Here is a 14,527-nt window from a genome sequence, read left to right as displayed (position 1 = left end):
GGCGCTTGAGGAGAACACACATGCTTCCTGCACTATACGTCGCTAAAACCGGCCTTGCCGCTCAGGACACCAACCTGACCACCATCTCCAACAACCTGGCGAACGTTTCGACCACAGGTTTCAAGAGTGATCGTGCCGAGTTCCAGGACCTGCTTTATCAGATCAAGCGTCAGCCGGGTGCCCAGTCCACTCAGGACAGCGAGCTGCCATCCGGTCTGCAACTGGGTACCGGTGTGCGCATCGTCGGCACGCAGAAGAACTTCACGGCCGGTAGCCTGCAGACCACCAACAACCCGCTGGACCTGGCGGTAAACGGTCGTGGTTTCTTTCAGGTGACCCAGCCGGACGGCACTGTTGCCTACAGCCGCGACGGTACTTTTCACCTGAACGCCAACGGCCAGATCGTGACTGCCAACGGCTACGCCCTTGAGCCTGCGATTGTCGTTCCACAGAACGCCCAGACCTTCACTGTTGGTCAGGACGGTACTGTTTCCGTCACGCTGGCCGGTGCAACCGCCACACCGCAGATCATCGGCAACATCCAGACCGCTGACTTCATCAACCCGGCTGGCCTGCAGGCCATCGGCGGCAACCTTTATCTGGAAACCGGTTCAAGCGGCGCGCCGCAGATCGGCACGCCAGGCCTCAACGGTCTGGGTCCGACCCTGCAGAACACTCTGGAAAACTCCAACGTCAGCACCGTTGAGGAACTGGTCAATATGATCACCACCCAGCGTGCTTACGAGATGAACTCCAAAGTGATCTCGACCGCCGACCAGATGCTGCAGAACCTGACTCAGAACCTGTAAGTGTTTGATGTTGTCGCTCGTAAAACTGCTCAATCCGATGGGGCGCCTGATAAGCGCCTGTTACACCGCGAGGTTTCAAGTGTCATGAACCGCCTTAGTGTTCCGCGTTTTTCAGTGTTGATCGCTTCATTGTGCGGGATCACCCTGCTGTCTGGCTGCGTTGCGCCGACGGCCAAGCCCAATGACCCTTATTACGCTCCGGTGTTGCCGCGTACACCCATGTCGGCCGCTGCCAACAATGGTGCCATCTATCAGGCCGGTTTCGAGCAGAACCTGTATGGCGACCGCAAGGCTTTCCGTATCGGCGACATCATCACCATCACGCTTTCCGAGCGTATGGCAGCCAGCAAGGCGGCCACTTCGGCCATGACCAAGGACAGCACCAACAGTATTGGTCTGACCTCGCTGTTCGGTTCGGGCCTGACTACCAACAACCCGATTGGTGGCAATGACCTGAGCCTTAATGCGGGCTACAACGGCGCCCGTACTACCAAGGGCGATGGCAAGGCCGCACAGAGCAACAGCCTGACCGGTTCGGTCACTGTGACGGTGGCGGATGTGTTGCCCAACGGCATTCTGGCGGTGCGTGGCGAGAAGTGGATGACCCTCAATACCGGTGACGAGCTGGTGCGTATTGCCGGTCTGGTTCGAGCTGATGACATCGCCACCGACAACACTGTGTCGTCGACCCGTATTGCCGATGCACGTATTACCTATTCGGGGACTGGAGCCTTTGCCGATACCAGCCAGCCAGGCTGGTTCGACCGGTTCTTCCTCAGCCCGTTGTTCCCTTTCTGATAGCGGGATAGACATGATCAAGCTCAAGCAACTGATAGCGGCGACCTTGTTGTTGTCCACAGCGTTCGGCGTTCACGCCGAGCGTTTGAAGGACATCGCAAGCATCTCCGGCGTGCGGGCCAACCAGTTGATCGGTTACGGTCTGGTCGTGGGTCTCAACGGTACGGGCGACCAGACCACCCAGACCCCGTTCACCCTGCAGACGTTCAACAACATGCTGTCGCAGTTCGGCATCAAGGTGCCGTCCGGCTCCGGTACTGTGCAGTTGAAAAACGTTGCAGCAGTTGCTGTGTACGCGGATCTGCCAGCGTTTGCCAAACCGGGTCAGACGGTCGACATCACCGTTTCCTCGATCGGTAACTCCAAGAGCCTGCGCGGCGGTGCGCTGTTGATGACGCCAATGAAGGGTGTCGACGGCAATGTTTACGCCATCGCACAGGGCAACCTGGTGGTCGGCGGTTTTGATGCGGAAGGCCGTGACGGCTCGAAAATCACTGTCAACGTTCCGTCGTCGGGCCGTATTCCTGGTGGTGCTTCGGTCGAGCGCTCGGTGCCGAGCGGCTTCAATCAGGGTAATACCCTGACCCTCAACCTGAACCGGTCCGACTTCACCACTGCCAAGCGGATTGTGGACAAGATCAATGAGCTGCTCGGCCCTGGCGTTGCTCAGGCGCTGGACGGCGGCTCGGTACGTGTGACCGCGCCGCTTGATCCGGGCCAGCGTGTCGACTACCTGTCGATTCTGGAGAACCTGGAAGTCGACCCAGGCCAGACCGCTGCCAAGGTCATCATCAATTCGCGGACCGGCACTATCGTGATCGGTCAGAACGTCAGGGTTTCGCCTGCTGCGGTAACGCACGGCAGCCTGACCGTGACCATCACCGAAGACCCGATTGTAAGCCAGCCGGGCGCATTGTCCGGTGGCCAGACAGCGGTCGTGCCGCGTTCGCGGGTCAATGCCCAGCAGGAGCTGCACCCGATGTTCAAATTCGGCCCAGGCACCACGCTGGACGAGATTGTTCGTGCGGTCAATCAGGTGGGCGCTGCGCCCGGTGACCTGATGGCCATCCTCGAAGCCCTTAAGCAGGCCGGCGCGTTGCAAGCCGACCTGATCGTCATCTGAGGACTCGATTATGGACATGCCCAAGAGCGGAATTTCGTCAGCGGTCGACTCCGGTGCCTATACCGACGTCAACCGTCTGGCAGCGTTGAAGCATGGCGACAAGGACAGCGTGGCCAACCAGAAGAAGGTTGCTCAGGAGTTCGAGTCGCTGTTCGTCAGCCAGATGCTCAAGGCCATGCGTTCGGCCAACGAAGTGCTGGCCAAGGACAACCCGATGAACACTCCGGCGACGCGGCAGTATCAGGACATGTATGACCAGCAATTGGCGGTCACCCTGTCTACCCGTGGCAACGGCATCGGTTTGCAGGACGTGCTGATGCGTCAACTGTCCAAGGACAAGGGTATTCAGCACGCAGCGCCGACCGATACGACAGCCACGCCTGCAACGACTGGCGATACGACCCCGGCCAAAGCCGGCCTGGCGACCAGTGTCTATCAGCGTCCGCTGTGGGCCACGCGCTCGGCGGCGGCAGATCAGGCGGCTGCCGCAGTTTCTGCATCTGGTGATGGACGCAATGACATGGCGGCGCTCAACTCGCGTCGTCTGTCGTTGCCAACCAAACTCACCGACCGATTGCTGGCCGGCATCGTGCCTTCCGCCACCGCAGCCGTCAGCAACAGCCCTGTACCTGCTCGCGCAACCGCCAGCAGCGACGGCTCCAATGGTGACTGGACACTCGACCCCAACCTGGCACCCGCGCCTGAGTACGTGCGTTCCATTGCCCAGCCACCGCTGGCACCGGCCAAGCGCGCATTCAGCAGTGCCGACCAGTTTGTCGAAACGATGTTGCCGCTGGCCAAGGACGCAGCCGCACGCATTGGCGTCGACCCGGTGATGCTGGTGGCGCAGGCTGCGCTGGAAACCGGCTGGGGCAAGTCGATCATGCGTCAGCAGGATGGCAGCAGCAGTCACAACCTGTTCGGCATCAAGGCGGCGGGTAGCTGGAAAGGCGCTGAAGCGCGCGCCATTACCAGTGAGTTCCGTGACGGCAAGATGGTCAAGGAAACCGCAGACTTCCGTTCCTACGATTCCTACGCCGACAGCTTCCACGACCTGGTCAGCCTGTTGCAGAACAACAATCGGTATAAAGAAGTGGTCAATTCGGCCGATAAACCGGAACAGTTTGTAAAAGAATTGCAGAAGGCCGGGTATGCAACTGACCCAGCCTACGCCAGCAAGATTTCGCAGATCGCGAAGCAGATGAAGAGTTACCAGACTTACGCTGCTGCATCGGGCTCTTCCACGACTTTATAAGGTTTTGAATCATGTCGCTGATTTCAATTGGGCTCTCAGGTATCAATGCCAGCAGTGCCGCGATCAACACCATCGGTAACAACACGGCCAACGTGGATACCGCCGGTTACTCGCGTCAGCAGGTAATGACCACGGCTTCGGCACAGATCAATATCGGCCTGGGTGTCGGTTACATCGGCACCGGTACGACGCTGTCCGACGTGCGTCGTATCTATAACAGCTACCTTGATGCCCAATTGCAAACCAGTACTGCCCTGAGCGCCGACGCGGTTGCGTACTCCGGCCAGGCCAGCAAGACCGATACGCTGCTGTCCGACAGCGCGACTGGCGTGTCCACGCAGCTGGCTGACTTTTTCACCAAGATGCAGGGCATTGCCACCAACGCTACGCAGTCCTCGGACCGTTCGGCATTCCTGACTCAGGCTTCTGCGTTGAGCTCGCGTTTCAATTCGGTCGCCTCGCAGTTGTCATCGCAGAATGACAACGTCAACGCTCAGCTCACCACCTTCACCAAACAGGTCAACGAGCTGACCACGACCCTGGCAAGCCTGAACAAACAGATCACTCAGGCAGGGGCTGGCAACACCACGCCCAACTCGCTGCTCGATTCGCGCAATGAGACTGTGCGCCAGCTCAACGGGCTGGTGGGTGTCAAGGTAATCGAGAACAACGGCAACTACGATATCTACACCGGCACGGGCCAATCGCTGGTCAGCGGTGGCACGTCGTACACCATGTCGGCGACCCCGAGCCCTGCCGATCCTCTGCAGTACAACGTACAAATCGCTTACGGCCAGACCAAGACTGACGTCACCTCGGTGATCAGCGGTGGCTCGATTGGCGGTCTGCTGCGCTATCGCTCCGATGTGCTGGTGCCTGCGACCAATGAGCTGGGCCGTGCCGCGATGGTGCTGGCCGATCAGGTCAACAGCCAGATGAGTCAGGGCATCGACAGCAAAGGCAACTTCGGTTCCAGCCTGTATTCCAACATCAACAGTGCCGACGCCATTTCGCAGCGCAGTACCGGCAAGACCACCAACAGCGCCGGTTCCGGCAACCTGGACGTGACCATTGGCGATACCAGCAAACTGACCGCCGACGATTACGAAGTCACCTTCAGCGACGCCTCCAACTTCACGGTTCGTCGCCTGCCCAACGGCGAAAGCGTCGGCACCGGTGCGCTGACTGACAACCCGCCCAAACAGTTCGATGGCTTCAGTGTCAGCCTCAATGGCAATGCGCTGGCTGCTGGCGACGTTTTCAAGGTTACTCCGACACGCAACGGTGCCTCGGGTATCTCGGTGGTGTTGACCGATCCCAAGGACATTGCAGCCGCCGCACCATTGACAGCGACTGCCGGGTCCAGCAACTCGGGCACAGGTGGCTTCACGCAGCCAGTGCTCAATACCAAATCGGACATCTACGACAGCGTTCAGACCTCTGACCTGCGTAACGCGATCAAAGACTCCGCGCCGATGAAGCTGGTGATGGGTGCGGTCAGCAGTACCGGTGTGCAGAGCTACACGCTGATCAATGCCAGCGGTGCGCCCGTGCTTGACCAGAATGGCAGCGCGGTAAGTGGCACGATCATTCAGGGTCAGAGCAACGCTGTAAAGCTGAGCATCGGTTACACCGATAACACCACCACCCCGGCAGGCAAGACCGCGTTCGAAGTGCAGATGACCCTGTCCGGTTCGCCATTGGTCAATGACACGTTCAGCATCGGCCTGACCGGTGCCGGCTCTTCGGACAACCGCAATGCGCTGGCAGTGGTGGGGTTGCAGACGGCCAAGACCGTCGGCGTCACCAACGGCGGCGTGGGCACCAGCCTGTCCGGCGCTTACTCCGATCTGGTCTCGGTCGTCGGTACATTGGCAGGGCAGGGCAAGAGCGATGTCACCGCCAGCGCTGCCGTCGTTGCACAGGCCAAGTCCGCGCGTGATTCGGTCTCGGGCGTGTCGCTCGATGAAGAAGCGGCCAACCTGATCAAGTATCAGCAGTACTACACGGCCTCTTCGCAGATCATCAAGGCGGCCCAAACCATTTTCAGCACGCTGATCAACAGCCTTTAAGGAGTCGTGAACCATGCGGATCTCAACTACCCAGTTCTACGAATCCACCAACACCAATTATCAGCGTACGTATTCGAATGTGCTCAAGACCAGTGAAGAGGTCTCCAGCGGCATCAAACTTAATACCGCCAGCGATGATCCGGTAGGCGCTGCACGTGTCCTGCAACTGGCTCAGCAGAACTCCATGCTGACCCAGTACGCGTCGAACATCGGCACGATCAATACCAACATCGTCAACTCCGAGACCGCGCTGACCAGCATCGTCGATACGATGCAGACGGCCCGTGAAGTGATCGTGTCGGCAGGCAACGGTGCCTACACCGATTCCGACCGCCTGGCCAAGGCTGCTGAACTCAAGCAGTATCAGAGCCAGCTTCTCGGCTTGATGAACAGCCAGGACTCCAACGGCCAGTATATTTTTGCCGGGTCCAAGTCTTCGGCGCCGCCGTACGCGCAGAATGCCGATGGCACTTACAGCTACAGCGGGGACCAGACCAGCGTCAATCTGGCGATTGGTGATGGCCTGGTTTTGCCGAGCAACACCACAGGCTATGAAGCGTTCGAGCAAGCCGTCAACACTACCCGTACGTCTTCGACGCTGCTTTCGCCTGCGACCGACGACGGCAAGGTCGGCCTGACTGGCGGTCAGGTGACGTCCACCAGCGCCTACAACTCGGGCTATCAGGCTGGCGAACCGTACACCATGACGTTCCTCAGCGGTACGCAGTTCAAGATTACCGATGCCAGCGGCACCGACGTCACGACCGATGCGTCAACTGCCGGTAAATTCAGCTATGGCTCGTTCGCTGATCAGACCTTCACCTTCCGCGGTGTAGAGCTGACCATGAACATCAACCTGTCAGCTGCCGAATCTGCCACGCCTGCAACGGCCGCTACTGCACTGACCAATCGCAGCTATGAACTGGCCTCGACGCCAGACACGGTCTCGACCTCGCGCAGCCCGGGTAACACATCGGCCGCCACCATCAGTAGTTCGGCAGTGGGCAACACAACGGCTGACCGCACGGCGTTCAACAACACCTTTCCGCCCAATGGTGCGATTCTCAAGTTCACCAGTGCCACTGCCTACGACCTGTATGCGTCGCCCGTGACCAGCAGCAGCAAACCCGTGTCGAGTGGCACGTTGACCGGTTCGACGGCCAATGCGTCGGGCGTCAATTTTACGGTCAGCGGCACGCCAGCAGCCGGTGATCAGTTTGTCGTGGAGTCCGGCACGCACCAGACCGAGAACATCCTCAATACGCTGACCGCGGCGATCAAGGCGTTGTCGACACCCACTGATGGCAATCTGGTTGCCTCGCAAAAGCTTGATGCCGCATTGGGCTCGGCGCTTGGCAACATTGCCAGCAGCATCGACCAGGCGTCCACAGCGCGCTCCGCCGGCGGTGCACGTCAATTGGCGGCGACGGCGCAAGGCACGACCAACGATTTGCTCAAGGGTAACAACACAGTTGAGCAAGGCACCTACGTCAACGCCGATATCGTTGAGGCCACCACCCGGTTGACGCTGCAGAAGACCATGCTGGATGCCTCTCAGCAGGTATTTGTCCAGTTGTCCAAGCTGAACCTGTTCAGCCAGCTGTAACCCTGGCATTGAGCATCCGCCGTCTTTATTTCAGCGGTGAGGGAGGTTACTTGACCGGTAGCCTCCCGCCGCTCGCGAGTCTGCAATAGTGAATTCAGTCCCCCTCGTCAGTATCGTCATTCCTGCCCTCAATCCCCGGTTCTTCCGCGCCGCGCTACAAAGTGCCTTGAATCAGGTTTACGACAACCTGGAAATCATTGTCTGCGACGATTGCCGCACCGATGAAATCAAGGCCGTTTTCGACGAACTGGTGCCCGCATCCAGCAACCTCGCACGTTACGTGCGCAACCCGCAGCGGCTGGGGTTTCAGGGCAACCTGCTGAAGTGCCTTGAAGAATCGCGCGGCGAATACATCAAGTTTCTGTGTGACGACGACCGCCTCTTTCCGTACTTCATCGCTAATCAGGCAGGCGTTCTGGATGCCTATGAAGACGTGAGTCTGGTCGTTGGCCGACGACATCTGGTCGACATCGATGACTACGTATTGCCACCCCGTCTGGAAAACGTCGGGCTTGTGCCCTACGACGCGGTGTTCAAAGGCGAGGACATGCTGGCGATTTTCGAGCGTACGCCACGCAATTATCTGGGTGGGTTCAGTGCTGCTTTGATGCGCCGGGCCGATGTTATGGAGTACCTGCCTTCGATTGCCCAGTCGGGACAGGGGTTTATCGCGCTGCTGGATTTTGCGCTGTTCATATGCCTGTTGCGCCGTGGCAACCTGGTGGCGCTGCACACTATTCAAAACGTCGAGCGCCGGCACCCGGATCGTTTCAGCGGCCAGCCCGACGTGATTCAAAAGGCCGCCACTGAATGGGGCTGGCTGAACGAAATGCTCAAGGCACGTAGCGGTGAGCAGGCCCCGGCCCAGGGCTGGGTGCGCTTTTTGCCCTTGCGCAAGGCGCTGGAACAGCCCCGTGAGTGGGACGAGGTCGGCCTTTACGGGATAATGGCCAGCCGTCAGGGTGTCATGCACAGCCGGGTGGGCAGCAAGAGCGAAACCTACGCCGAGCTTTACACCGAGTGGCTGTCGTGTCGGCAATTTACCGCCCCGCAGAGAAAACTGATCGAGAAACGCATCGGACACTGGACGTGGCAGCCGCGCATCGTTCCGGTGGTCGTTGACCCGTTTGGCGATGCCGAAGGGCTGGACATCACCCTGCGCAGCATTGCCGAGCAGGATTACGCCGCTGATTCAGTGGTTGTGTTGACCAATGCCGATGTTGACGATCCGCAGGTGCTGCGCTTCTCGTTGCAGCCGGATTGGGCGCGCCAACTGAACGAAGTGCTGCCGCTGCTGGAGAACGCCGACTGGGTTTATCTGCTGCGTGCCGGGGACCGGCTGACTCAGCCGTCACTGCTGGTGCTGGCAGAGCGAGTCGCGCAAAGCGAGGGCCTGTTGTGCGTTTACAGCGATGAAGGCGCTCTGGTCGATGGGAAATCCAGCGAGCCGATCTTCAAGCCTGATTTCAACCTGGACCTGATGCGGGCCTATCCTTATGTTGGCCGCACGCTGGCGTTCCAGCGCCGCAACCTGCTGGACACAGGCGGCTTCGACCCTGTACACGGCGAACTGGCACCGCACGATTTCATCTGGCGTCTGGTGGAAGGCGTCGGGCCTCAGTCTGTCGAACACATCGCCGAGGTTCAGGTTGAATCGACCCTGACCTACGCTGAATGGCTTTCGCTGCCTCAGGTGATCGAGCATAACGAGTCGGTCGTATCGGCCCATCTTTCGCGCATTGGCCGAGAGCACGTCATCCACCATGATCAGCTGCCACTGCTGAACCGGATCGAATACCGGCATGCTACAACCCCGCTGGTATCGGTGATCATTACCACCCGGGATCAACTGGCAGCCCTGGAGCGGTGTGTAGAAAGCCTGCTCAGCAACACGACTTACCCTTATTTTGAAGTGCTGATCGTCGACAATGCCAGCGAGAGCGCCGATACCCGCGCCTGGTTTGCCGCGATGAGTGAGCTGGGCAGCGACAAGCTGCGCATTTATGCGCTGACCGAGCCCGGCAGCGAAGCCAGTGCTCAGAACCTCGCCGCGCGGCACGCCAACGGCGATTATCTGCTCATGCTCAGCCCGCATGCTGTGCTGCATCAGGCTGACTGGCTGCAAAGTCTGCTCAACCATGCCCAGCGTCCCGAGGTGGGCATCGTCGGGCCACGAATCCTCACCCCGCAGGGCAATATTCTGTACGCAGGGATGGTGATGGGCATGGACGGGCTGGCGGGGCGGCCCTTCATCAATTATCCGGCAGGCTCAAGCAGCTACATGCAGCGTCTGCAGTTGACGCAGAACTGGAGCGCGGTCAGTGGCAACTGCCTGATGGTCCGCAAGGAAGTTTTCGACCAGGCAGGCGGCATGGAGGCTGCAACCTTCACTCAAGGGCTGCAGGATCTGGACCTGTGCATGCGGGTCGGGCGTGACGGCTACCTGATTGTCGGCACACCCGATTCGTCACTGGTATTGGCCGAGCCTGCCGCCGCCGAGCGCTCTGAAACGTCTCGTCAGGCGCTGGATAACGAGCAGCAATCGTTCTTTGAAAAATGGCTGCCAAAAATGGCTCGGGACCCGGCCTATAACCCCAATCTTCATCTCAGTGAAGTGCAGGCTTTCGATCTTGACCCAGGTCTGCAAGTGGGCTGGGAGCCGTTCTGCACCCGCCATCTGCCTTCGATTCTGGGCATGCTGGTCAACTCGTCGGCAGTGGGTCATTACCGTGTCAGCCAACCGTTGCTTGAGCTGATAGCGGCCGGGCGAGTGGTTGGCCGAATGTCCTATGAGTCGACTACGCCCGTCGAGATCGAGCGCCAGCGTCCGGACGTCATCGTTTTTCAAGGGCGTTATTCCGAACCCAAGATCAAAGATATCGTTCTGGCCAAAAACTACTCCAGTGCCATGCGCATTTTTGAACTGGATGACTACATCATTGATGTGCCCGAGCGAAACGAGCACCGGCGCAGCATGCCCGACAACATTGCCGAGATGCTGCGCAAGGGCATAGGCCTGTGCGACCGCGTGGTGGTGTCTACCCAGCCGCTGGCTCAGGTGCTGTCGAGCATGCACAGCGACATTCGTGTCGTGCCGAACATGTTGGCGACGCACTTGTGGAGCAGCCTCAAAAGCCAGCGCCGCACCTCCGGCAAGCCGCGGATCGGCTGGGGCGGCGGGACCAGTCATCGCGGCGACCTGGAATTGATTGTCGATGTCGTGCGTGAACTGGCCGATGAAGTCGAATGGGTGTTCTTCGGCATGTGCCCGGACTTGCTCAAGCCTTACATTCATGAGTATCACACAGCTGTAAGCCTGCAAACCTACCCGGCCAAACTGGCCAGCCTGAACCTTGATCTGGCCCTGGCACCGCTGGAATTCCATATCTTCAATGACTGCAAGAGCAATCTGCGTCTGCTGGAGTATGGTGCGTGCGGCTACCCGGTCATCTGTTCGGACACCGAGGCGTACCGCGGCCATTTGCCGGCTACGCGGGTCTACACCAACAGCTCCGAAGAATGGTTGCAGGCGATTCGCATGCACCTGTCAGACCCCAATGCGAGCTATCGTATGGGCGACGAATTGCGCGAAACCGTCTTGCGCGATTTCATGTTGCGTGGAGAAAACCTGCAATATTGGGCTAACGGCTGGTTGCCCGACTGACCCGACCTGTTTGATGCGCTCCAGCCACTGATGGCTGGAGCTGTGTTGTTTGCTCTTGCGTTGACCGGGTCTTTTGGTTATCAGGGTTGCTTCTGGTCACCAGGATTAGAGACGCCATCGGCACGCTATCAAGGAAAGCTCATGCAAAGCCATTCTGGAAATGAAACCACACCGTTGAGCCAGCGTTTGACCCTGCTGTTGCTCGCCGAGAATCAGCCGGATTTCCTGCGTCGTGCGCTGAAGTACTACAGCAGTTATCCGTGCAATGTGATTGTGGTCGATGCCTCGCCTGCGCCCGACGCGCAGGTTGCGGAGCGTGCCGGGCTGCAGTACATCCACAACGCCGCCCTCAGTGAAACCGGGCTCAGCGCCAGAATTGCAGAAGGCCTCAAGCAGGTGTCCACGCCCTTTGTGGTGTACGCGCAGGTCGACAGTTTCTTGCTGCCTGACGCACTGACCGAGGCCGTGAGTTTCCTTGAAAGCAACGAGCGTTACGGTGCTTGCCAGGGCTATAGCCTGGGTTACCAGGCTTACGTCGATCACGTGGATTATTTCCGCCGCGACCGCAAGGTTCATGAGGACTACGCGTCTGATCAGGCCGACGAGCGGCTTCTGGGCTTCATGGGGCAGAGCCTGTCGCTGCTCAATGCCGTGACCCGGACCGGGCTGGCGCGTCAGTGGTTCACTTCAGTGCCTGAGGGCACCGAGCTGCACTGGCAGGAAATCGGCCATATGACCTTTCTGGTTGCGGCTGCTGCCTTGCGCATCCTGCCCATTCCCTATGCGTTGCACGTCAACGCCGGCAGGGAGGCAGAGCATCGCTATGGCGCTGCCATTGCAGGCGCAGTCAAGCATATCGACCCCAAGGCCAAAGCCGAGCGCGAAACGCTTGCGCGTCTGGTTGTTTCGTCGCTCGGCAATAGCCGCGATCTGCAAGGTGAGCAGGGCGAGCACGCTGTACTGGCCGGCTTGGCAGCCATGGCTGAATGCCTCGAAACCCAGCCGTATCAGGGCGGCGAAAAAATCATCAGTTCAGCGTGGAACGTTGCCCTGACGCAGGCAGATGCGCAGTTCGAGCCTCGCCAGTTCGTTGAACTGCCGTTCTACAACCAGCCGTTGTTCGACGAACTGGCGCAAATCGAGTTTCTGATCCATCTCTTGCCGGCAGGGCAGGTGCAGATGGAAGGGCTGGAGTCCGTGCTGGTCAAGCAGGCCGAGCTGTTGCGTGTACAGAGCAACCCGGACGCCGAGTCGCTTTTGAGCCGTCTGTGGCAAGCCTATGCACACTACTCCTTCAGTCACAGCGTCGTGCAACGTCTGGCCGATGAGCTGGGCAAGTCCGAGGACGAGGACGACATCGAGCGCGCCGAGCGCATCGTTGCCTGGGGCCAGCGCCTGCAGTCTGATTCCGCTTTCGATAACAGCCAGCTGTTGCGTGGCATGCCTTCCGGCAAGTTGCTCGACTGGCTCGATTCGCGTGATCCGGCACCGGCACAACTGAAAAAGCTCACCACGCAGCTGGCGCGTCGGCCAGCCGGTTCGCAAATCGGTATTTTGCTGCTTGATCTGGAAGCCGACGTGTTCAAGCTGCAGGCAACCTTCGACAGCCTGATCAACAGCCATTATCGAGCGTTCAAGGTCGTGGTATTCACCACCGGTGATCTGCCGGCAACCACCAGCCTGAACGACACCCTGCACTTCGTCAAAGTCGCCGAAAACAACTATGTCGACAAGATCAATCAGGTCGTCAAACAGGCCTCCAGCGACTGGCTGATGCTGGTACAGGCGGGTGAAGAGTTCACCCGCAGCGGTCTGCTGCTGGCCAGTGCCGAGTTGATTGACGCCGGGCAATGCCGGGCCGTAGCTGTGGATGAGATTCACCGTCAAGCCAACGGCACCCTTACGCCGTTGTTCCGTCCGGGCTTCAACCTTGATCTGCTGCAAAGTGTGCCGACACTGGCCGCTCGGCACTGGCTGATTCGCCGCCAATTGCTGGTCGAGGCGGGCGGCTATTCGCGAGAGTTTCCCAAGGCGCTTGAATTCGATCTGCTGCTGCGTCTGATCGAGCAAGGCGGCATGAGCGGTCTGGCTCATTTGAGCGAGCCCGTGCTGATCTGCGATGCCCCCGAACTCGAAGATAATCAGGACGAGCAAAAGGCGCTGACACGTCACCTGGGGCAGCGTGGTTATCAGGCTGAGGTCAGTTCGGCGTTGCCTGGCACCTACAAGATCGATTATCGCCATGCCCATCGGCCGGTGGTCTCGATTCTGCTCCACAGCCAGGACAATCTGCCGGAACTGCAACGTTGCCTGCACAGTATCCTGCAACGCACCCGCTATCAGCGCTATGAAGTGTTGATCGGTGATAACGCCAGCACCTCTGCCGAATTGTCGACCTGGCTCGACCAGCAGCAACAGCTGTCCAGCCGGGTACGCGTATTCCGCGCCGAGCAGCGTGTCAGCACGGCCGCCTTGCGCAATCTGGTCAGCCAGGAAGCCAAGGGCGAGTACCTGATTCTGCTGGATGCCGAAAGCCAGATCGTCAATGTCGGCTGGATCGAGTCGTTGCTCAACCAGGCACAGCGTCCGGAAGTGGGCGTGGTCGGGGTGCGTCTGGTGGACCGTGAAGGAACCATTACCCAGGCAGGTCTTGTTCTGGGACTCAATGGCGGTGTCGGTTCCGGCTTCGTTGGCGAGCCGAAGACGTCACATGGCTATATGCAGCGACTGGTGGTCGAGCAGAACTACTCCGCCGTGTCATCAGCCTGCCTGATGATTGCCAAGGCGTTGTACGACTCACTGGACGGGCTGGACGAAGAGGCTTTTGCCGAGTCGCTGGGCGATGTCGACCTGTGCCTGAAGGCTGCACAGGCGGGCTATCTGACCGTCTGGACCCCGCATGTTCAGGTGGTTCATTCAGGCGTGGTAAATGCTCCCGAACCAGCGCTTGGCGCGCTGAGCGGAAAGTGGGCGGCGCAGTTTGCCCAGGACGAAGCTTATAACGCCAATCTCGATCTCAACGGCAAGGGGTTCACGCTGGCGGTTTAAGCTGCATGCATCATGCGATCCGGCTGTTTTACGGCCGGATCGTCTCCCTTCTGCTGTGGCGTCATTTTGTTTTTTCCCTCCGCCAATAATCGCAAAGCGTACAAACCGGCGTGACCTGCGGGTCATAACGTGCATCTTCACTGTATTGTGTT

Annotated in this window: 8 protein-coding genes; all 8 read left to right on the top strand. The window is 59.3% G+C overall.

What is annotated here, in order from left to right; all coding sequences use genetic code 11:
- Window positions 1–20: 20 nt before the first annotated feature.
- Window positions 21–809, top strand: a complete 789-nt coding sequence (flgG, locus tag KP808_RS16890; RefSeq protein ID WP_058401319.1) for a flagellar basal-body rod protein FlgG — start codon at window positions 21–23, stop codon at window positions 807–809.
- 84 nt (window positions 810–893) lie between these two features.
- A complete protein-coding gene (gene flgH / locus KP808_RS16885) occupies window positions 894–1,607 on the top strand; it encodes a flagellar basal body L-ring protein FlgH (protein WP_003370084.1) in 714 nt (237 codons plus the stop codon).
- A 13-nt stretch (window positions 1,608–1,620) separates the two neighbouring features.
- Entirely contained in the window at window positions 1,621–2,730 is a 1,110-nt protein-coding gene (locus tag KP808_RS16880) for a flagellar basal body P-ring protein FlgI (RefSeq protein WP_058401320.1), read from the top strand.
- A 10-nt stretch (window positions 2,731–2,740) separates the two neighbouring features.
- A complete protein-coding gene (flgJ, locus tag KP808_RS16875; RefSeq protein WP_058408776.1) occupies window positions 2,741–3,985 on the top strand; it encodes a flagellar assembly peptidoglycan hydrolase FlgJ in 1,245 nt (414 codons plus the stop codon).
- An 11-nt stretch (window positions 3,986–3,996) separates the two neighbouring features.
- On the top strand, window positions 3,997–6,057 hold the full coding sequence (flgK, locus tag KP808_RS16870) for a flagellar hook-associated protein FlgK (RefSeq protein ID WP_230016527.1): 2,061 nt from the start codon (window positions 3,997–3,999) through the stop codon (window positions 6,055–6,057).
- 13 nt (window positions 6,058–6,070) lie between these two features.
- Window positions 6,071–7,663: a flagellar hook-associated protein 3 gene (locus KP808_RS16865; protein ID WP_230016526.1), complete on the top strand. Its 1,593-nt coding sequence runs from the start codon at window positions 6,071–6,073 to the stop codon at window positions 7,661–7,663.
- 88 nt (window positions 7,664–7,751) lie between these two features.
- The gene (locus KP808_RS16860; RefSeq protein ID WP_230016525.1) at window positions 7,752–11,327 is read left to right on the top strand and encodes a glycosyltransferase; all 3,576 of its coding nucleotides are present in this window, start codon (window positions 7,752–7,754) and stop codon (window positions 11,325–11,327) included.
- 141 nt (window positions 11,328–11,468) lie between these two features.
- A complete protein-coding gene (locus tag KP808_RS16855) occupies window positions 11,469–14,375 on the top strand; it encodes a glycosyltransferase (RefSeq protein WP_230016524.1) in 2,907 nt (968 codons plus the stop codon).
- Window positions 14,376–14,527: the final 152 nt, after the last annotated feature.

The sequence above is a fragment of the Pseudomonas savastanoi genome, assembly GCF_020917325.1.
GTDB classification, from domain to species: Bacteria; Pseudomonadota; Gammaproteobacteria; order Pseudomonadales; family Pseudomonadaceae; genus Aquipseudomonas; species Aquipseudomonas amygdali.
Note: the sequence above shows the minus strand (reverse complement) of the source record. Positions and strands in the feature narration are given on the sequence as shown.

What these genes read in the sequence shown, in the direction of transcription:
- flgG (WP_058401319.1), top strand. Translation starts at nt 21, where the DNA reads ATGCTTCCTGCACTATACGTCGCTAAAACCGGCCTTGCCGCTCAGGAC.
- flgH (WP_003370084.1), top strand. Translation starts at nt 894, where the DNA reads ATGAACCGCCTTAGTGTTCCGCGTTTTTCAGTGTTGATCGCTTCATTG.
- KP808_RS16880 (WP_058401320.1), top strand. Translation starts at nt 1,621, where the DNA reads ATGATCAAGCTCAAGCAACTGATAGCGGCGACCTTGTTGTTGTCCACA.
- flgJ (WP_058408776.1), top strand. Translation starts at nt 2,741, where the DNA reads ATGGACATGCCCAAGAGCGGAATTTCGTCAGCGGTCGACTCCGGTGCC.
- flgK (WP_230016527.1), top strand. Translation starts at nt 3,997, where the DNA reads ATGTCGCTGATTTCAATTGGGCTCTCAGGTATCAATGCCAGCAGTGCC.
- KP808_RS16865 (WP_230016526.1), top strand. Translation starts at nt 6,071, where the DNA reads ATGCGGATCTCAACTACCCAGTTCTACGAATCCACCAACACCAATTAT.
- KP808_RS16855 (WP_230016524.1), top strand. Translation starts at nt 11,469, where the DNA reads ATGCAAAGCCATTCTGGAAATGAAACCACACCGTTGAGCCAGCGTTTG.